The sequence below is a fragment of the Filomicrobium sp. genome (genome assembly GCF_025698805.1).
GTDB classification, from domain to species: Bacteria; Pseudomonadota; Alphaproteobacteria; order Rhizobiales; family Hyphomicrobiaceae; genus Filomicrobium; species Filomicrobium insigne.
Genome location: NZ_JAILWT010000001.1, coordinates 453439 through 471939, shown reverse-complemented (window position 1 = coordinate 471939; position 18501 = coordinate 453439). Strand labels below are relative to the sequence as shown.

Here is an 18501-nt window from a genome sequence, read left to right as displayed (position 1 = left end):
ATCGACTCTTCTAAGTTGATTGCATTTTCTATTGCCCGCTACACGATAATCGCTTTGTGCTGCAATGCGGAAGATGTCATTTCGCACATCGAGCATTGCGGGTTAATGGTGTTCAATATGCCAGATTTCAGCGACTAAAAAAACTGTGGGCTGAAGCTCTTTGCTCAATTAGGAAGGCTAAATCGTTGCTGAAAACGGAGGCACCCGGCTCTTGCCAGCCACGCTGAATTATGCGCCCATATGTTGCAACGCACATTAACAACAAGTGCAGCGGATGACAGCACAAGGAGAAAAGATCGACATGTCAGCTCAAGGCGCCGCAGAAAACAATAACAAGGGAACCAATACTGGGGCACCTGCGATCTTAGCGGCCAAGAAAGACCTTTATGAAGTTGGCGAGATCCCGCCGCTCGGTCATGTGCCGAAGGAGATGTATGCCTGGTGCATCCGCCGCGACCGCGAGGGTACGCCGGACGTTGCGATGCAGGTCGAAGTAGTTCCGACATGGGAACTTGATAGCCATGATGTGCTCATTCTCGTCATGGCCGCCGGCGTGAATTACAATGGTGTCTGGGCTTCGCTCGGCACGCCGGTCTCGATGTTCGATGTCCACAAGAACCCTTACCACATCGCCGGTTCCGATGCCTCGGGCATCGTGTGGGCCGTCGGCTCGAAGGTTACCCGCTGGAAAGTCGGCGACGAAGTCGTCATTCATTGCAACCAGGATGACGGTGACGACGAGGAGTGCAATGGCGGCGATCCGATGTTTTCGCCTTCCCAGCGCATTTGGGGTTACGAAACGCCGGATGGCTCGTTTGCTCAGTTCGCCCGCGTCCAGGATCGGCAGCTTTTGCCGCGTCCCAAGCATCTGACTTGGGAAGAAAGTGCCTGCTACACGCTGGTTCTCGCCACTGCCTATCGCATGCTCTTCGGCCACCGTCCGCATATCACGCGGCCAGGCGATAACGTTCTGATCTGGGGGGCCTCCGGCGGCCTGGGTTCGATGGCGGTTCAGCTCTGCGCGACCGCGGGGGCTAATGCCATTGGCATCGTCTCTGAGGACGACAAGCGTGATTTCGTTATGCAACACGGCGCCAAAGGTGTCATCAACCGCAAGAACTTCAACTGTTGGGGCCAGCTGCCAAAGGTCAACAGCCCCGAATATACTGAATGGTTCAAGGAAGTTCGCAACTTCGGTAAGGCCATCTGGGATATCACCGGCAAGGGCAATAACGTCGACACCGTCTTCGAGCACCCCGGCGAAGCGACCTTCCCGGTCTCCGTCTTCGTCGTAAAGCGCGGCGGCATGGTCGTCATCTGTGCCGGTACGACGGGCTATAACCTGACTATGGATGCCCGCTATTTGTGGATGCATCAAAAGCGCGTGCAGGGTTCGCACTTCGCAAACCTGAAACAGGCGTCGCAGGCGAACCGATTGGTGATTGAGCGTCGCGTCGACCCCAGCATGTCTGAGGTCTTCCCGTGGCTTCAGATTCCGAAGGCGCACATGCGCATGTACCGGAATGAGCATAAGCCAGGCAACATGGCGGTTCTCGTGTCGGCGCCGACAACGGGGCTGCGCACGCTCGAAGACGTCATCGAAGCCGGAAAATCGCGTTTCGGTTGACGAGTTGAAAGTAGCGGCCGGCTCTGGCCGCTACGCCACCGTGAAGGGCTGAGGATTTTAGCCCTTTGCGGTATAATTCATTAAACTATTTTAAGACGTGATCGTTTCGCCGTTCGCCGAGAGCTTCCTTAGCTCGATCAGCCCGCGGTTTAGCTCTGCGCCGAGAATAATGATGACTGCGGTGACCTGGAAAAAGATCATCGCCACCATCAATTGCGAGAGCCCGGCATAAAACCGGCTGTAGTCGCTGAACTCCAAATAATACGAGTACATCGCGCCGGCGCCGATCCAAAGCAGCGTCGATAACAAGATGCCGGGTAGGACATCGGCAAGACTGCGCTCTCCGGCAACAAGCCACAAATGCAGCGCCAACAATTGCGTCGCGATGACGATAGCCGCAAGCCCATAGCGAAAACCCACCGCCAACCAGGTCGAGTCGAGCAGCGATTTCACCCAAGACGGCTCGAACCGCGCAGCAACGGCAGGGCCTACGATAACGGCCCAGGTCAGAACAAGCATCGAAAGCGCCAGGATCAGCACGAAAAGCATGCTGCGCAGCAAGCACAGTGGATAGGTGAGAGTCTCGCGTACACGGTAGGCGCCGTTCAGAGCTGCACGTAGCGTTTCAATTGCGCTGGTGGCGAAGAACAGCGCGATACCGCCACCGACGGTGAGCAAGTCGATCCGGGTTGAGCTCATGATTGAAACCACCTGCGGAGCTAGGGCCTGGGCAACGTCTCGTGGCAGAACCTGAAAGAGTTGCGTGACGGCCTTGCCCGCGAGTTCCGGGCTGCCGATCAAACCGGCAAGCCCGGTTAAGAAGATGCAAAATGGAAACAGAGATACGACGAACGAAAACGCCACCGCGCCAGCCATCGAGAAGCCGGAGTGCTCGTAGAGCTCGTAGATTGCTTTGAGGAATGGCTGGTGCTGCTGCATCTCGTTTCTAACGTCTATCTCGTCATCAATTCGAACCGTCGAAGCTACCGAATTTCTCGCGGCAAACCATTCGGTGATGGTCGAAAAATGACCATCACGCAGCCGCCGGGCCTATACTGACGCAAATAAAGTAATGCAAAGGCCTGCGCCGTAGCATTGCCGTAATAGACGCTTAACTCTGTCAGTGTTTAAACTCAATGACGGAAGGCATTGGTGCCAAAGACTGATTATAGGTTGTGGTACATCTGCCGGACGAGTTTGACGCGTTTGTTCATCGTTCATGGAATGCCCGGTCGAAACGCCGCGTCGCCAGATCGTTCGATTGGGTAGGCCTTGGAGTTGAGTAACGATGTCTTCAGATCTTGCCCAAGCGCGCGGAGCGTTGGTGCGTGACCTTGCAAACCTTGAAGAGTTGTTGTCGGCCGATTCCGACTGGCAGGCTCTAAGGGATTTTGAAAAGCGTACCGGCCGCAACATGACGGCGAAACTGGATGGCGCCGCGGAAGCGGGTTTGCCGGAAGGTGTATGCAACGCACTCAAGGGCAACTCCTTATTCCTGGCACGTGCGCGCATTCTCGAAGCCTTAGATCTATTGCAGGCGGACACCGCCCGGGCTGATCGTTCTGCCGCCGACGAGCCTTTCCAGCCCAGCTTTGATCTTCCTGTGATCGAACCGGATGACCTCACGCGGATCCGCGGCATCACACCGAGCATTGCCACGCACCTGAGGGCTTTAGGGGCCACGGCCTATGAGAAGATCGCGGCCTGGAGCGCGGACGATGTCGCCACCGTCGCGGAGGCCCTCAATCTGGGCAACACGATCTCCCGCCAGAATTGGATCGAGCAGGCGGCGCTTCTGGCGATAAGGAATGGCCGTGCAATCGCCAAACCGCTTTCAAAAGCGCACCTCCATACAACCGCAGCCCCTCAGCCGGTTGATAGAATTGACGACGCTTTAGCGCGCTTGGTTTGCCAAGCGAAAGCGCTGCCGCTGCCCAATATTCCCTCTCCGGTCGAACTAACCAGCGCGGAGGAGGCAGAGACATTTCAACCAGACGCGCCCGTGCCGAGCGCACCTCCAGCGTTTCTGCCCATCGTTGACGAAACGGGCGATGACCTGCGCCACATTGCGTTCATTGACGATAAAGTGGCGACCAACCTGAATTCATTGGGAATACTCAAATTCTCGGACATTGCCCACTTCACGGTGGATCAGGTTGCGATGGTCAGCGTGCGCTTTGGCCTCGGCAATCGCATCTCGCGTGAACAGTGGATCGAACAGGCGGCCGTTTTGGCGACAGGCTGTGCTACAGCCTATGCCCGACGGGTGAAAGCGGGAGAAACCGCGTCCCTGCACCCTGCTCCGCCGCCTGTTCAGTTCCCGGCCAATGGCTCCGCTCAATCAACACCAGCGAATCCGGTGGTTTCCGAGGTAACGCCCCCACCCCTCCCTCAGCCACCGCCGCTCGCGTCTGCATCCACGGCGCATCTTCAACCGGCCGAAATCGAGCACATCCAGCCGCCGCCATTGCCTGAGTATTTCGCGGAATTGGCAGATCAATATCCGCGTCAAGACTATGAGGCATACGAGGAGGACACTGACGAGGGTGTCAGCATCATTTCGCGTGCGCAACCGGCCCCGCGTGTACGCAGAATGCCAACAGAACGACCCGCCAAACGATGGGCGCACGCCGATGGTCCGCTCCTGCGCAATCCATCAGATTGGGAACCGATAGAAGAGGCCGCGGTTGAGATCGTGCCGCGTTCGCCGCCGTTTCCAGGTGTAGGGCCCGTCCAGCATGCCGCTAGCCGATTGCAGTCAGCGGTAGACACGCCAGCGCCGGCACTATCCCGGCTTCTGCGGGTTTTGCAACGCCGCTGATCTGGCATGCCTTAAGACCACGGCACTCCTTGATCGTCTCCAGCTGCCACATGGGACAGTTCGACGCCCCCTGTATGCCAACCCGTATGGCAAAAGACGTTTGCCACGGAACGTGGGCTGCTTATGCTGCTATGCAGCGAAGCACGGCTTTATGCGTGTTCTCGCGCGGGCTCGCCACTCCTGAATGAGGAGCGGCGCGGAGCCAATTGCCAAATTTTAAAAATTCAAGAAGGGGATGATCGCCTATGACCACTGCAGAGCTCTCGCCTGTGTCCGACCTTTTGGCGGCCGACCCGGACACCCTGTTTGGGCGCGCGCGTGATGCAGTCGGCAAGGCCGAACACATCCTGACCCTCGCCAAAACAGGCGTCCGGGCTCGCGTTGAAGAGGTTGGCGGCGTCGACGCCGCCCAGCACGTCGCTCATGGCCTGGCGTGGCTCGCAACCACCGTCGAAGGGCTGCGCCAGATGACAGCCTGGGCGGAGCGGCTGAACGGCGAAGGCCGCTACGGCGAGATGGAGAAGCTGCTGCTGGTCGCGGCGCTGAGCGAATACTGCGCGCAAATCGCCGGCGGTATTCCCATGAGCCAGGTGGAGATCATCCGGCCGGAAGCCTTGGGCGTCGCGCGCGACGAAATCCGTGCCTTTGAAGATGCGGTTGCGGACCTCGTTGCTGTCGGCTCCAGCGAGCAGGTGAAATCCCGCCTCGCCACTTTGATCGCGGATCAGCAGGGCGCGACGACGTTCGGCGATTCCGGGCTCGATGAACTTCTTGTTGAGATGCACGAGCAGATGCGCCGCTTCTCGGAAGCCGAAGTCGTCCCACATGCGCACGAATGGCACCTCAACAACGAGTACATTCCGCTGGATCTCATCACGAAGCTGTCAGAATTGGGTGTCTTCGGCCTGACCATCCCTGAAGAGCTGGGCGGCTTGGGCCTCGGCAAGGAGGCCATGTGCGTGGTCTCTGAAGAACTGTCTCGTGGCTACATCGGCGTCGGCTCGCTCGGCACGCGCTCTGAGATTGCTGGTGAACTTATCCTGCACAATGGGACGGACGCTCAGAAGCAGGAATATCTGCCCAAGATCGCTTCCGGCGAAATCCTTCCGACCGCCGTGTTCACCGAGCCCAACACCGGCTCTGATCTCGCGTCCTTGAGAACGCGTGCAGTGAAAAACGGCGACACATACAAGGTCACCGGACAGAAGACGTGGATCACGCATCCGGTACGCGCAGACCTTATGACCCTTCTCGTCCGCACAAATCCCGATGAGAAAGGCTACAGGGGCCTCTCGATGCTTCTTGTGGAGAAGCCACGCGGATCGGACGACAATCCATTCCCTGCGGACGGCATGACCGGCGGTGAGATTGAGGTTCTCGGTTATCGCGGCATGAAGGAGTACGACATCTCCTTCGACGATTTCGCGGTACCGGAGAGCCAACTCCTGGGCGGCGTCGAAGGTCAGGGCTTCAAACAGCTCATGAACACTTTCGAAGGCGCACGCATTCAGACCGCAGCACGCGCAGTCGGCGTCGCTCAGTCGGCGATGGATCTCGGCCTTCGCTATGCGCTGGAACGCAATCAGTTCGGCAAGCCGATCTACTCATTCCCGCGCGTGGCCAATAAGATCGTCATGATGGCCGTTGAGGTCATGGTCGCGCGTCAGCTCACCTACTTCGCCGCGCGTGAGAAGGACCAGGGACACCGCTGCGATCTCGAGGCCGGCATGGCCAAGCTGCTCGGTGCACGTGTTGCGTGGGCTGCAGCCGATAACGCGCTGCAAATCCACGGGGGCAACGGTTTCGCGCTCGAGTATCCGATTTCTCGCGTCCTGTGTGATGCCCGCATCCTGAACATTTTCGAAGGCGCTGCCGAAATTCAGGCACAGGTCATTGCGCGCCGCCTCCTGGAAGGGGCAAACTAACAAAACTTCAAACGCACAGATCCGGTGCTGCAGTCTTGTGCGGCACCGATCGTCCGTTGAGACATGCGCACCGATCATCGGAGTGAGCGATGCACGATCATGAGCGGCCTCGCGTTGTTTCCCTGATCGCAAGCACGACCGAAATCGTACACGCGCTGGGCATGGGGCATTTGCATGTCGCGCGATCGCACGAGTGCGATTGGCCGCCCACCGTTCAAAACCTTCCCGCGGTGACACGGCCAAAATTTAAGGTCGAGGGCTCAAGCCGCCAAATCGATAACGCCGTTCGCAACCTCGTCGAGCAGGGTCTTGCCGTCTACGAGGTGGATGCCGACGCACTGCAAACTTTGGACCCCGATGTGATCCTCACCCAGGATCAGTGCGAAGTGTGTGCGGTGTCGTTGGCCGATGTTGAGCGCGCTGTATGTACCTGGATTGGCAGTAAACCCCAGATCTTGTCGCTCCGCCCGCATACGATGGCGGACATCTACGCGGACATTCGCAAAGTCGCGGCAGCACTCGGATGCGCAGACGTTGGCGCGACGTTGGTGGCCAGCATGATGCAACGCATCGCCGAGGTCTCATCCGTCGTCGCGAGACGCCAGCGTCCAACGCTCGCGTATATCGAATGGATTGATCCGCCGATGTCGGGTGGCCACTGGATGCCCGAACTGATCGAAGCAGCCGGAGGGATCAATCTCTTTGGCGAGCACGGTGCGAACTCGCCATGGATCGCGTGGTCCGATGCGGCCGATGCCGATCCCGACATAATTCTCGTTTCGCCCTGCGGTTACGACGTTCCAACGACCCTGCGTGAAATGGCTGTCCTTGAAGACAACGAGGTTTGGAAAGGATTGCGTGCCGTTCGCGAGGGGCGTGTTTTCGTGGCCGATGGCAATGCGTACTTCAACCGTCCCGGCCCCCGTCTTGTCGAAAGCACGGAGATAGTGGCCGAGATCCTTCATTCCGACATTTGCGCCTACGGACATCGGGATCGGTCGTTCGTGCGTCACAACGCAGAAGTCGCCTCAGCTCATGGCGTAAAGCAATAATGACGCAACGATCGATACTGATAACCGGCTGCTCTTCCGGCATTGGCTTGGCGAGCGCGCTGGTGCTCAAAGCGCGCGGTTGGCGCGTGCTCGCCACCGCGCGACAACGAGCCGATCTCGACCGCCTGAAACAGGACCACGGCTTGGAACCCATTCCCTTGGAACTTGGGGACGAGGGATCTGTTCAGACCTGCGCTAGACAGGCCATGGATATGACCGGGGGCGATCTGTATGCGCTTTTCAATAACGCCGCTTTTGGACAAGTAGGCGCCGTTGAAGATTTACCCGCCGCGCTGCTGCGTGAGCAGTTCGAGGTGAACCTGTTTGGAACTCACGAACTGACGCGCACCATCCTTCCTCACATGCGTGCACGTGGCCGTGGACGCATTGTGCAGTGTTCGTCGGTGCTAGGACTCGTCGCAGCGCCGTATCGCGGCGCCTACTGCGCATCAAAATTCGCATTGGAAGGGCTCACCGACGCGTTGCGTCTTGAGCTCAAAGATTCAGGTATTCATGTCTCGCTTATAGAGCCGGGCCCGATACGGACGCGCTTCGTCGAAACCGCACTGCGCCGTTTTAAGGCCTCGATCGATATCGATCGGTCTCCCTACGCGGAGGATTACAGGCGTCGCCTAGAAGAAATGGAGGCTGGCGGGAAGCAGACCTTCAAGCTTGAGCCCGAGGCCGTTGCGGCGAAGCTCGTGCATGCGGTCGAGGCGTCACGTCCCAAGGCGAGATACTTTGTGACCACGCCGACATACATCGCAAACGTCTTGCGTCGCGCCTTGCCGACCATTTTGCTGGATCGCGTCCTGCGCAACAACTGACGAAACAATGTTATTCGCGGTGATAGGGGTGTCCGGCGACAATGCTCGCGGCGCGATAAAGCTGTTCTGTAAGTACGATGCGTGCCAGTCCGTGCGGAAGCGTCAATGTCGACAGAGATAAGCGTCGATGTGCGGCAGCTTTGGCTTCGTCACCGTGGCCATCAGCCCCGCCAATCAGGAATGCAATCGATTTAACGCCCCCGTCGCGATCTTCCCGAATCGATTGTGCAAGCTGCAGGCTCGATATCGCTTTCCCGCGTTCATCGAGCAGTACGATCACATCGGCCGCTCCCGCGGCTTTCAGAAGGCGTTGCGCTTCGTCAGAAGTTCGCTTGGCAACATCGCCGCCCCGCGCCTCGGGAAGCTCTGTAACTGTCAACGGACCTATGCCGCAACCGCGGCCAAGACCGTCGAGGAGCGTGGCATAGCGCGCCATGAGTTGACGTTCGGGCCCGTCCTTGAGGCGGCCGATGGCAACAATCGACAGGCGCATGAGAAGCCTTGGGTCGGAGAATGCGATGACGCGCAGCCAACATGTCGGCAGCTTTTAAATCAGTCTAGCAAAAGTGGTTCGGCGGATAACAGAACCCACACCGCCATCCCGCGGATGGCGGCTAGCAATGCGTGAGAACGCGCCAGGGACCTGAAGCGATCAGTGGGAGATCGCTTCGCCCGGACGTTCGACAGACCACATTTTCTCGAGGTTGTAGAAATCACGAACCTCAGGACGGAAAACGTGGACGATGATATCACCCGTGTCGATCAGGACCCAGTCACAGGTCTCTAACCCCTCGACACGCACACGGCCTTCGCCGGCTGATTTCATCTTTTCCTGGAGCATGTCGGCGATGGCACCAGCGTGTCGGTCGGTACCGCCGGACGCGATCACCATGTAGTCCCCGATGGACGTCTTGCCAGCGAGATCGATGGTGACGATGTCCTCTGCCTTTGCTTCGTCCAGCCAGTGGACGATCTGCTTCAGCAGTGAAGCCGAGGTGTGCCGTTCGGGCGGAACCTCGGAAGGAAGCTTGCCATTGTTGGCCGCTTCATGCGCAGTTCGCATCTTGTAGTGGTCGTCCTCTCGTCATCGAACCAATTGGGTTCGTTCCAAGCAATGGATCCGGCATCGCCGGCATTTGTCCATCGCTCAATTGCGTCGAAGTAGAACAAGTGCCGTTGCACTCATCAAGAATAGACTTGACCTGCGATACGGATCAACACCTATGCGCGATTTATATTGCTGCTATTTTTACAGTTTCAATGTCTGGTCGAGGCTTTTCTGCAACAATTGCGAGTCTACGAGACCGTAATTCGGTCGAAGACAGGGGGCTGAGCCGCGTGGTTAAGAAAGTCCAGGCCGGAGGCTGGCACAGCGGCAGTTCCGAAGCATGGGCCTCATCGATACGGTATTTTTCGAGAATGCGTGCCGCTGGGGAGGCTAATGCGCGAAGGCGCCATCCCGGTCGATCGACCACTGCAAACGGCATGGCCGTCGCAACGTCGCGCCATCTCTGCCAACGGTGAAACGTGGCGAGATTATCCGCCCCCATGATCCAAACGAAGCGCGCGCTCGCGTAGCGTAGTTTGAGAAACGCCAGCGTCGCTGCTGTGTAGGGCGTAGCTAATTGATCCTCGAAGCTCGTGAGCACCATCCGCGGATCGGATGTCATGGCACGGATTGCTGACATTCGTGCGTTAAGCGGCGCAAGATCATCGTGCGTCTTGAGCGGATTGCCTGGCGTCACAAGCCACCAGAGCCAATCGAGCTGGAGCCGCTTCAATGCTGTTCGCGCAACAATGAGATGACCTTCATGCGGAGGATTGAACGATCCGCCCATGACGCCGATGCGCTGGCCTGGTACGACCAGAGGTGTTCGGACCCCGATCGATCCAAAGCTGTGCGGCTGAGATTTATGCGCCACGTTACTTCGGTCTCGTTTGGCCGCTGCCGCGCACAACGTACTTGAACGTCGTGAGCTGCTCGACGCCGACCGGCCCGCGCGCATGCATGCGCCCGGTGGCGATACCGATCTCCGCGCCCATGCCGAACTCGCCGCCATCCGCGAACTGCGTCGAGGCGTTGTGCATAACGATCGCGGAATCAACGCGTTTCAAGAAACGTTCCGCCGTTCCGTGACACTCTGTGATGATGCTATCTGTGTGTTGCGAGCTATAGCGAGCAATGTGTGCAATCGCGCCATCCACCCCATCAACGGTTTTGACTGCGATGATGGAATCGAGAAACTCCTGCCCCCAATCCTCGTCCGTCGCCGCCACGACGCGTTCGTCCGCCGCTTGCGCGGCAGCATCACCGCGAACCTCGCACCCGGCGTCCAACAGTGCTTTCACGAGAGGCGATAAGTAATCGTCATCGGCGTTCCGATCGACAAGAAGTGTTTCGGTGGCGCCGCACACGCCCGTACGCCGCAGCTTGGCATTGAGGATGATCTCAACGGCCATGTCGATGTCTGCTCCGCGATCGACGTAGGTGTGGCAGATCCCTTCCAAATGCGCGAAAACCGGAACACGCGCCTCTTCTTGGACGCGCGCGACGAGGCTCTTACCGCCGCGCGGAACGATCAGGTCAAGCGTTCCGCCAAGCCCTTTCAACATATGTCCAACGGCTTCACGATCCGTGGTCGGCACGAGCTGGATAGCATCGGCCGGCAAGCCTGCACTACGCAGACCATGCGTAAGACAGGTGAGGATCGCTACGCTTGAATGATGGCTATCTGACCCGCCGCGTAAAATGGCGGCATTGCCGGATTTCAGACTCAGCGCACCGGCGTCGGCGGTAACGTTTGGGCGGCTTTCGTAGATAATGCCGATAACGCCGATTGGCGTGCGCACGCGCGAGATATCCAGCCCATTCGGGCGCTGCCATTCTGCGATTGTTTTTCCGACAGGATCTTCAAGCGCGGCAATGGTCTCAAGACCAGATGCGATGGCTTCTATACGGTCAGGATCGAGCATAAGCCGATCAAGATAGGCACCGCTCTTGCCGGCTTCTTCAGCGGCTTCAAGGTCGCGGCGGTTGGCTTCGATGATCCCGCTTGTATGGTGACGCAGCTCCTGAGCGGCAACGCGCAACGCTTGGTCCTTCTGCCCCGGCTCGGCAACGGCAAGCTCGGCCGCCGCGCGCCGCGCAGCTTGACCGATCTCCAACATCGCGGCTTCGATCTTGTTGTCGTTGATTAGGGCATGAACGGCTGCCGTCATCGCATTGTTTCCGTTGTTGTCGCATCCAGCGAGATGAGGCTGAGCGGGAAGCTTATTAAGTTCTCTTGGCCGTATAAAGTTTCTGAGCCGACATTCCCAATATTTTGGTCAAGACTTTTTGAAGCCGTGGACGGGGCTGTCGGGTGAGTGCGGCAGCAAAAGCCTAACATGGGCAGGCCCGCTGCGCTCACAATGGGTTGGAGCCGGATGGTTTTGTTGCGGAGCGATGTAACGACATGTCGTCGCGATGCAAAAGTTCGTCACGACCGAGATAGCCTAAGATCGCCGTGATTTCACTTGTCTTCTTGCCAATGATGCGCTCGGCATCCCCGCGGGCGTAAGCGATGAGGCCCCGGCCCAGTTCGTGGCCATCCTCAGAGCGGATAATGACGCAGTCGCCGCGGTCAAAATCTCCGACGACCCTTACAACACCAGCTGGCAGTAGGCTCTTGCCCTTCATCAACGCGCGTTCCGCACCCGCGTCGATCACGACTTCGCCTCTGGCTTCGAGTTGCCCGGATATCCAACGCTTCTTTGCCGTCACCGGGTCGGAAGGAGCCAGGAACCACGTGCACGGACCTCCCTCGCTCAGTTGCCGCAATGGATGATCCTCTTTGCCAGAGGCGATGACCAGGTGACAGCCGGCTGCGCGTGCGATCTTCGCGGCCTCAATTTTGGTCTTCATCCCACCCTTGGAAAGTTCGGTCCCGGCGTCGCCTGCCATGGCTTCAATCTCGCGTGTGATCTCCGTGACGATGTCGAGCCGACGCGCTTCGGAACTCGAGCCGGGTGGCGCAGTGTACAATCCGTCGACATCCGACAACAGAACCAGGCAATCTGCTGAGACCATCGAGGCGACACGCGCGGAAAGACGATCGTTGTCACCGTATCGAATCTCGTTGGTGGCGACAGTGTCATTCTCGTTGACGACCGGCACAGCGCCGAGCTGCAATAACGTCTGCAGCGTATTGCGCGCATTGAGATAGCGTCGTCGTTCTTCCGTATCTCCGAGCGTCAATAAGATCTGCGCCGCGGTCAGACCGTGACTGTTGGCGAGCTCCTGGTAGGCATGCGCGAGTGAGATCTGCCCAACGGCCGCCGCCGCTTGGCTCTCTTCAAGCTCCAGAGAGCCTTTAGGCAGTTTCAATGCGTGCCGTCCCAACGCAATGGCGCCGGAGGAGACAAGGACAACATCGCGCCCTTCGCCTCTGAGCGCGGCAATGTCCTCGATCAGAGAAGCGAGCCACTCGGCCTTGAGCCGGCCGGTCTGCTGATTGGTCAACAACGCCGAGCCGATCTTGACCACGATGCGTCGGGCGTCACGCCATTCTTGGCGTGCTTTTACGGCAGGGAGTTCAGCTTCGCTGGGCAGGGACATCGTCTATTTCTTATCGTTGGTGCAGGCACCGCCCATAGCAGAGTTTCATCATTTTGGGCAGAGCGCTGAAGGAAACACGTGAGCAGAGGGACGCAACCCGCCTGCGATCTATGGAACATAATGCCATGTCTAGTGGTTATGGAGCAAAGGTTAGATGTGCGTCTGAGGAGAAAAATTATGCCAACACCTTCTGGGCATACCATTGCAATAAAGTCTTCGCGTGTTGTTGGGACTAATGTCTACAATACAGGTGGAGAAAAGATTGGGATTATTGAGGATATTGTCCTGGATAAACTATCCCCACGCATCATGTTCGCCGTGATTAGCTTCGGCGGATTTCTTGGTATCGGTGAGAAATATCACGCTGTTCCGTGGGCGCTGCTGGATTTCCAGGAAGACAAGGGGGGCTATGTCGTGCCGCTAACGCGCGAGGTTTTGGAAAAAGCGCCGGTCTACGACATGGAAGACTTGATCGCGGATGACGGTATGCAAGCCCGTAAAGAGGCTTACGATTATTACCGCGTGAAAACCGATTGGCACTAACGCCGTTCGTTGAGAGCATGAGCCAAAAATAAGAAAGAGAAAGCAAATGCGCAGCGTTATCCTTTATCTGCTCGGGGTCCCGATCTCGATAATCATTCTGCTGAACCTCTTCGGCTGGCTCGGATAGAGCCAGCCGCTCTCTATCGGATTGCTAAATCTATGGGCGCCACGGCTCTGCCGGCACGTTGGAATTTTCATCTCGAGATCGTTCGATCACGCGAGCGAGCGCGAACAGTGCTTCTTTAACACCGCTCCCAGACACGGCAGAAAGCAAGAGTGGTGGCTTTCCGCAAGCCGCCTCCAAGGCGTGCGATCGTTCCTTCAGCTCATCGTCCCCAATCGCATCGATTTTCGTCAGTGCGATGATTTCTTCTTTTTCATCTAGGTCCGCACCGTACGCTTCGAGTTCGCCGCGCACCGTTTCGTATGCGGTCGCGACATCTTCCTGCGTCGCATCGATGAGATGCAATATGACGCTCGTGCGTTCGACATGGCCGAGAAAACGCGTTCCCAATCCGGCACCTTCACTTGCGCCTTCAATCAGCCCTGGAATATCAGCAAGCACAAAATCGAAGTCACCTGCGCGCACGACGCCGAGGTTAGGATGAAGCGTTGTAAACGGGTAGGCACCGATCTTGGGCTTGGCTGCGGAGACAGCTGCTAGAAACGTTGACTTTCCTGCATTGGGAAGGCCCACGAGCCCCGCATCCGCAATAAGCTTCATGCGCAGCCAGATTGTCATTTCCTGTCCCGGCTGGCCTGGATTGGCGTGGCGGGGAGCTTGGTTGGTCGGGCTCTTGAAGTGAGCATTACCGAAACCGCCATTGCCGCCTCGCGCGATCAGCGCGCGCTGGCCTGGCGTTTGAAGGTCAGCGATAAGCGTCTCTTGGTCCTCGCTGAGAACCTCGGTACCGGGCGGAACCTTGATGACGCAGTCATCTCCCGCAGGACCGGAACGGTTCCGGCCCATACCGGGTGTACCGTTGCGAGCCTTGAAGTGCTGCTGATACCGATAGTCGATAAGCGTGTTGAGGTTTTCGACGCACTCAACCCACACATCGCCTCCGCGTCCGCCGTCGCCGCCATCCGGGCCGCCGTATTCGATAAATTTTTCACGGCGAAACGAGATGCTCCCGTCGCCGCCCTTACCGGATTGAATATAGATTTTTGCCTGATCGAGGAATTTCATGGTCGAGTCTTTGAAAATTAGAGCTTCGGGGAATCGCGAAGAAGGGGAGGCGTCCAGCGCCGCCGTCAGCTAATGCGATCCATCCTGACGAGTTAGGCACCGTGTAGTACGGCCGTGTCATCATTGGCCAATTCTGGCAACGACCGACGTTCACGCGGCGCGCGATGGTCCTTGGAAACGCAGCCACGCCGTCTGTGGCCGCTTGAGTTCATAGCGCAAAGCGTCGACTTCTGCATTCCGCGCCTCGCACCAGCACCTGTTGCGGCCGATCGGCGTGAAGCCCAGTTTGGCGATCACCCGTTCAGATGCTGGATTGTCTATATAGTGTCCACACGTAACATGCGAAAAGCGTTCGCGGCGAAAGCAATAAGCAATCAAAGCCGCAGCTGCTTCCGTCGCATAGCCCTGGCCCCAGTAGGATTTGCCGAGCCAGTACCCAATTTCAGCGCTCTGTCCGTCTTCGTCCGGTAGGTATCCGGTTACTCCGATGAGCTGACCATCGAGCGCGATGCCGCGTACGACTTCCTTGTCGTGAATGCCGTTGATCCATTGATCGGCTGCGGCCTCGCTGTAGGGATAAGGCATGCGCGAGGTCATGCTGGCGATATCCCAATCCGCGCCAATCTCGGCGATGCGCCGTGCGTCAGCTTGCGTCAGTTCCCGAAGTCGTAAGCGCCGGGTCCTGATCTCACTGCCCTGCATCCTCTTCATCACCAAATGCCACAAGCGACCGACCATGATCTTCTCGTATTCATTGATCCGCGCGCCTGTTCGTGCCGCCGATCGTTCAACAAGATCCTTGAAAATATAAAAACAGGAGGCACGCGGTGCGCCTCCTGTTGGGTTATTCGAATTTTACCGTATGTGATCGGACCGCTTTCGCACGCCGCATCATTCCGCCGCGGCCACACCCTCGCTGGGCTTGACCGAAACATAGGTTCGGCCATTGCCGCGCGTGCGGAATTCAACGGCACCTTCGACAACGGCAAAGATCGTATGATCCGTGCCCATGCCGACGCCGGTGCCTGGATGCCACTTGGTGCCGCGCTGGCGGATAATGATGTTGCCAGGGATAACCTGCTCGCCGCCATAGCGCTTCACGCCAAGGCGTTTCGATTCCGAGTCACGACCGTTCTTCGTCGAGCCGCCGGCTTTCTTTTGTGCCATTGCTCAAGTCCTTCCTTAGTCTGTCGCCCTGCATCGGGCGCGGGCGTAGTTCAATCAGGCGGCGGTGATGCCGGTGATACGGATAAGCGACAGGTCCTGCCGATGACCGCGCTTCCGCCGGGAATTCTTCCGCCGACGCTTCTTGAAGGCGATGACCTTAGGGCCGCGCGTTTGCTCGACCAGTTCTGCGGTAACCTTTGCGCCTGCAACCAGCGGCGCGCCGACCTTGACGCTTTCGCCTTCGCCGACCATCAGAACCTCGTCAAATTCGATCGTGGCTCCGGCTTCGCCAGAAAGTTTTTCGACAGTCAGGATATCGTTTTGAGCGACACGGTATTGCTTGCCGCCCGTCTTAATGACTGCGTACATTGAATTAAGCCTTTATCTCTTCGCCGGCAGCTTCCGCGTCCGGCTGGGTTTCCGCGCCCTGTGGCGCCACCGTATTGCCTTGAATTATCAGGCAAATTTGGCGGACTTAATTCGCATAAGCGGGCCAGAGAAAAAAATCGCTGGCGAGGGCCTCGGGCAGCGCCTCTTGCGCGGATAGGCTAATACCCTCCGCGAACCGACGTCTTATGAGAGAAGAGTGCTCATTTGTCAACGATAACGACCGGCAATTTCGAGGCTCATAGGCCGTTAGCGGACATAACAGCGGCCAAGTGATGGGAACATGCTCGAGGGGTGGGCCAACTGGGTCGGAGTGAAGGCGGAAACATGCGCGTAACTGAGGCTGACTTGCCTGAAATACCGGTTATCGAGGTTGGAGCCGACTTCCCCTGGGAGACCCTTATCCGTCAGGAAGAAAGGGCGCACGCGTTACTTGATGTGGCAACGCGCCGGACTCCCGATCGCGTCCTGCAGGTTCTGGACTCGATATCGCGTCGTTGGATTGCGCGCCGAGAGGCCGATGACTTGGCCGAGGTTGACCGCATCGCCGTGCGTCTCGGAAGGCCTGGGGCCTACTTTTTGTCGGTCAACTATGAATGGGGCTGCACGGTCCGCGTGTGTCCCTCACCGGACAATGCCAGCGCCCGCCTCATCCGTGTGCTCGATTGGCGCACGCCGGGGCTTGGCGCTCACATCATCGCGGCAAAGGTCGAGGCTGCTGCTGGGCCGTTCCTCACGCTAACATGGCCCGGCTATACCGGCGTGTTGCAGGCTGTCGCCAAGGGACGCTTTGCTGCAGCGCTCAACCAGGCCCCCATGCGGCGGCCCGTGGGACTTTACCCGGTCGATTGGGCGGCCAATCGCGCACGCGTCTGGCTTATGCTCCATCCAACGCCTGCACACGTGTTGCGCGACGTGTTCGAAACGGCGGAAGACTTTACCGAAGCAAAGCGGATGTTAGTGGAGCGCCCCATCGCATCTCCCGGCATTTTTGCGCTTTCCGGTCTGGGGCCGCGTGAGGTCGCAATCATTGAGCGCACTGAAACAGAGGCCCGTGTGCACACGGGAGACCAGATCGCGGCGAACCATTGGCAAGCGGCTGGCTGGCACGGTACCGCGCGCGGCACGGACAGCGCCGGCCGAGCCTGCCAGATGGCGCGAATTCCAGCAGATCTGAAGCCGGATTTTGGCTGGCTCGCTGCTCCGATGCTCAATGATCGGACGCGTCTGGTGATGCAAGCTGATGCAACTGAGGGGCGTCTCATCGCCCAAGGCTATGAAGCGCAAGCCGCGGCGACCATGCCTCTGCAACTATCCCTGTGATGAGGTCAATATCCTGGATGTGCAACACGAAGCGCATGGCAAACTCCAGAAACGCGAAAGGGGCCGCGTATCCGCGACCCCTCCGTGAGACTGGCTGAAAACGCCGGTCCGGATAGAAATCCTGGTCAGCTAGCTTAGAACCGGAGGCTGCTCCGACACTGTGCCCGCAAACCCAGACCACCGCGTCAGTCCGAAGATCTCACTTAACATCGGATCACCTCCTTCCCGTTGTTGAATCTCAAATCAAAGATAGCAGTGTTCGTTTTGTTTTCAAGGGGCTGGCCGGGGTCCCTTGAAACGATGTACGCACTGCGAATCGCGCAATTTTCAAAGACTTGTGCAAGGGCAGGTGCGCATCAGACGCTTTCGGAATTCTTAGTGCTTATGTCCAAAGCCGAGCGGTTTGAGGCGTGTCATCAATCGGATACGCCCCCTTGCATCGCTGCGATCAAGACGCTACAAGCTCGCGTCCTGCTGGATCGTTTTTTTGCGTCGGCGGGACTGCGGTCGCGGGTATTTTGGGCCTGCGGCCTTGGGGGTAGGCGGAGCCAATTTTTCCCGTCATACATATTCGGTACGGAGAGGTGGCTGAGTGGTTGAAAGCACCGGTCTCGAAAACCGGCATACCCGCAAGGGTATCGAGGGTTCGAATCCCTCCCTCTCCGCCATTTCAGACCGCCTCTGGGCACGCCAATCGCCGCCGATTGCCGCCCTTGACCGGCAATAAGCGTCTTTAGCAGTTCCGTTTTCGACCCCATGATCCGGATTGCGTCGTCCGCGACCTCGACGCGCTGCGCCAGCGCGCGCAGGTGATCCCGCCGATAGCCGCCCTCGTGACCGCGAATGCGCTCCCGCGCGCGGCGTGCAAACCCTTCGATCATCGCGGGACTGAGGGCACTGTGGCCGGGGCTTTCGAGCAGGGCTTGCGCCCGGTCGGCATCAGCCCGCGCCTGATCGCGGAGAACCTTGAGACCGGCGATCCGCTCCTTGAGCGCCGGATCGTCCAGATCAGCCACGCCCGCCTCAATGGCGTCATAGAGGCG

17 protein-coding genes and 1 tRNA gene are annotated in these 18501 nt (G+C 58.4%); 8 read left to right on the top strand and 10 right to left on the bottom strand.

Going from position 1 to position 18501, the window contains the following annotated elements:
* Positions 1–301 precede the first annotated feature (301 nt).
* Complete coding sequence (ccrA, locus tag K5845_RS02195) at positions 302–1627, top strand: crotonyl-CoA carboxylase/reductase (RefSeq protein ID WP_287958269.1); 1326 nt, start codon at positions 302–304, stop codon at positions 1625–1627.
* Positions 1628–1717: 90 nt separating this feature from the next.
* On the opposite strand, the gene K5845_RS02190 is transcribed toward ccrA, so the two are convergent.
* A complete protein-coding gene (locus K5845_RS02190) occupies positions 1718–2566 on the bottom strand; it encodes a YihY/virulence factor BrkB family protein (protein WP_046477412.1) in 849 nt (282 codons plus the stop codon).
* 349 nt (positions 2567–2915) lie between these two features.
* On the opposite strand from K5845_RS02190, the gene K5845_RS02185 reads away from it, so the two are divergent.
* From K5845_RS02185 to K5845_RS02170, 4 genes are all read left to right on the top strand, one after another.
* Positions 2916–4448: a helix-hairpin-helix domain-containing protein gene (locus K5845_RS02185; protein WP_287958267.1), complete on the top strand. Its 1533-nt coding sequence runs from the start codon at positions 2916–2918 to the stop codon at positions 4446–4448.
* Between the two features lie 245 nt (positions 4449–4693).
* Complete coding sequence (locus K5845_RS02180; RefSeq protein ID WP_046477413.1) at positions 4694–6373, top strand: acyl-CoA dehydrogenase family protein; 1680 nt, start codon at positions 4694–4696, stop codon at positions 6371–6373.
* Positions 6374–6462: 89 nt separating this feature from the next.
* The gene (locus K5845_RS02175) at positions 6463–7425 is read left to right on the top strand and encodes a cobalamin-binding protein (protein WP_046477414.1); all 963 of its coding nucleotides are present in this window, start codon (positions 6463–6465) and stop codon (positions 7423–7425) included.
* Positions 7422–8252 (top strand): SDR family NAD(P)-dependent oxidoreductase, encoded by an 831-nt coding sequence (locus K5845_RS02170; RefSeq protein WP_244465058.1) that lies wholly within the window; start codon positions 7422–7424, stop codon positions 8250–8252. The genes K5845_RS02175 and K5845_RS02170 overlap by 4 nt, the downstream gene beginning before the upstream one ends.
* Positions 8253–8262: 10 nt before the next feature.
* Here the strand turns inward: K5845_RS02170 and rlmH are convergent, their stop codons facing one another.
* The 5 genes from rlmH to proB all read right to left on the bottom strand — a co-directional run bounded on the left by rlmH (position 8263) and on the right by proB (position 12849).
* Positions 8263–8745, bottom strand: a complete 483-nt coding sequence (rlmH, locus tag K5845_RS02165) for a 23S rRNA (pseudouridine(1915)-N(3))-methyltransferase RlmH (protein WP_046477416.1) — start codon at positions 8743–8745, stop codon at positions 8263–8265.
* A 159-nt stretch (positions 8746–8904) separates the two neighbouring features.
* Entirely contained in the window at positions 8905–9315 is a 411-nt protein-coding gene (rsfS, locus tag K5845_RS02160) for a ribosome silencing factor (RefSeq protein ID WP_287958265.1), read from the bottom strand.
* Between the two features lie 169 nt (positions 9316–9484).
* A complete protein-coding gene (locus K5845_RS02155) occupies positions 9485–10174 on the bottom strand; it encodes a nicotinate-nucleotide adenylyltransferase (RefSeq protein WP_244465025.1) in 690 nt (229 codons plus the stop codon).
* A gap of 1 nt (position 10175) precedes the next feature.
* Positions 10176–11471 (bottom strand): glutamate-5-semialdehyde dehydrogenase, encoded by a 1296-nt coding sequence (locus K5845_RS02150; protein WP_046477421.1) that lies wholly within the window; start codon positions 11469–11471, stop codon positions 10176–10178.
* A gap of 187 nt (positions 11472–11658) precedes the next feature.
* Positions 11659–12849 (bottom strand): glutamate 5-kinase, encoded by a 1191-nt coding sequence (proB, locus tag K5845_RS02145; RefSeq protein ID WP_046477422.1) that lies wholly within the window; start codon positions 12847–12849, stop codon positions 11659–11661.
* A 177-nt stretch (positions 12850–13026) separates the two neighbouring features.
* Here proB and K5845_RS02140 point away from each other — a divergent pair, with 177 nt between their 5' ends.
* The gene (locus K5845_RS02140; protein ID WP_287958262.1) at positions 13027–13392 is read left to right on the top strand and encodes a PRC-barrel domain-containing protein; all 366 of its coding nucleotides are present in this window, start codon (positions 13027–13029) and stop codon (positions 13390–13392) included.
* A gap of 157 nt (positions 13393–13549) precedes the next feature.
* Here the strand turns inward: K5845_RS02140 and obgE are convergent, their stop codons facing one another.
* The 4 genes from obgE to rplU form a co-directional block, all read right to left on the bottom strand.
* The gene (obgE, locus tag K5845_RS02135; protein WP_287958260.1) at positions 13550–14581 is read right to left on the bottom strand and encodes a GTPase ObgE; all 1032 of its coding nucleotides are present in this window, start codon (positions 14579–14581) and stop codon (positions 13550–13552) included.
* A 150-nt stretch (positions 14582–14731) separates the two neighbouring features.
* Positions 14732–15319: a GNAT family N-acetyltransferase gene (locus K5845_RS02130; protein WP_244465026.1), complete on the bottom strand. Its 588-nt coding sequence runs from the start codon at positions 15317–15319 to the stop codon at positions 14732–14734.
* Positions 15320–15472: 153 nt separating this feature from the next.
* Entirely contained in the window at positions 15473–15748 is a 276-nt protein-coding gene (gene rpmA, locus K5845_RS02125) for a 50S ribosomal protein L27 (RefSeq protein ID WP_046477427.1), read from the bottom strand.
* Between the two features lie 54 nt (positions 15749–15802).
* Positions 15803–16117, bottom strand: a complete 315-nt coding sequence (gene rplU / locus K5845_RS02120; RefSeq protein WP_046477429.1) for a 50S ribosomal protein L21 — start codon at positions 16115–16117, stop codon at positions 15803–15805.
* A 345-nt stretch (positions 16118–16462) separates the two neighbouring features.
* On the opposite strand from rplU, the gene K5845_RS02115 reads away from it, so the two are divergent.
* The gene (locus K5845_RS02115; protein ID WP_287958257.1) at positions 16463–17458 is read left to right on the top strand and encodes a hypothetical protein; all 996 of its coding nucleotides are present in this window, start codon (positions 16463–16465) and stop codon (positions 17456–17458) included.
* A 578-nt stretch (positions 17459–18036) separates the two neighbouring features.
* Positions 18037–18126: transfer RNA gene (locus K5845_RS02110), tRNA-Ser, on the top strand.
* The last annotated feature ends 375 nt before the right edge of the window (positions 18127–18501 follow it).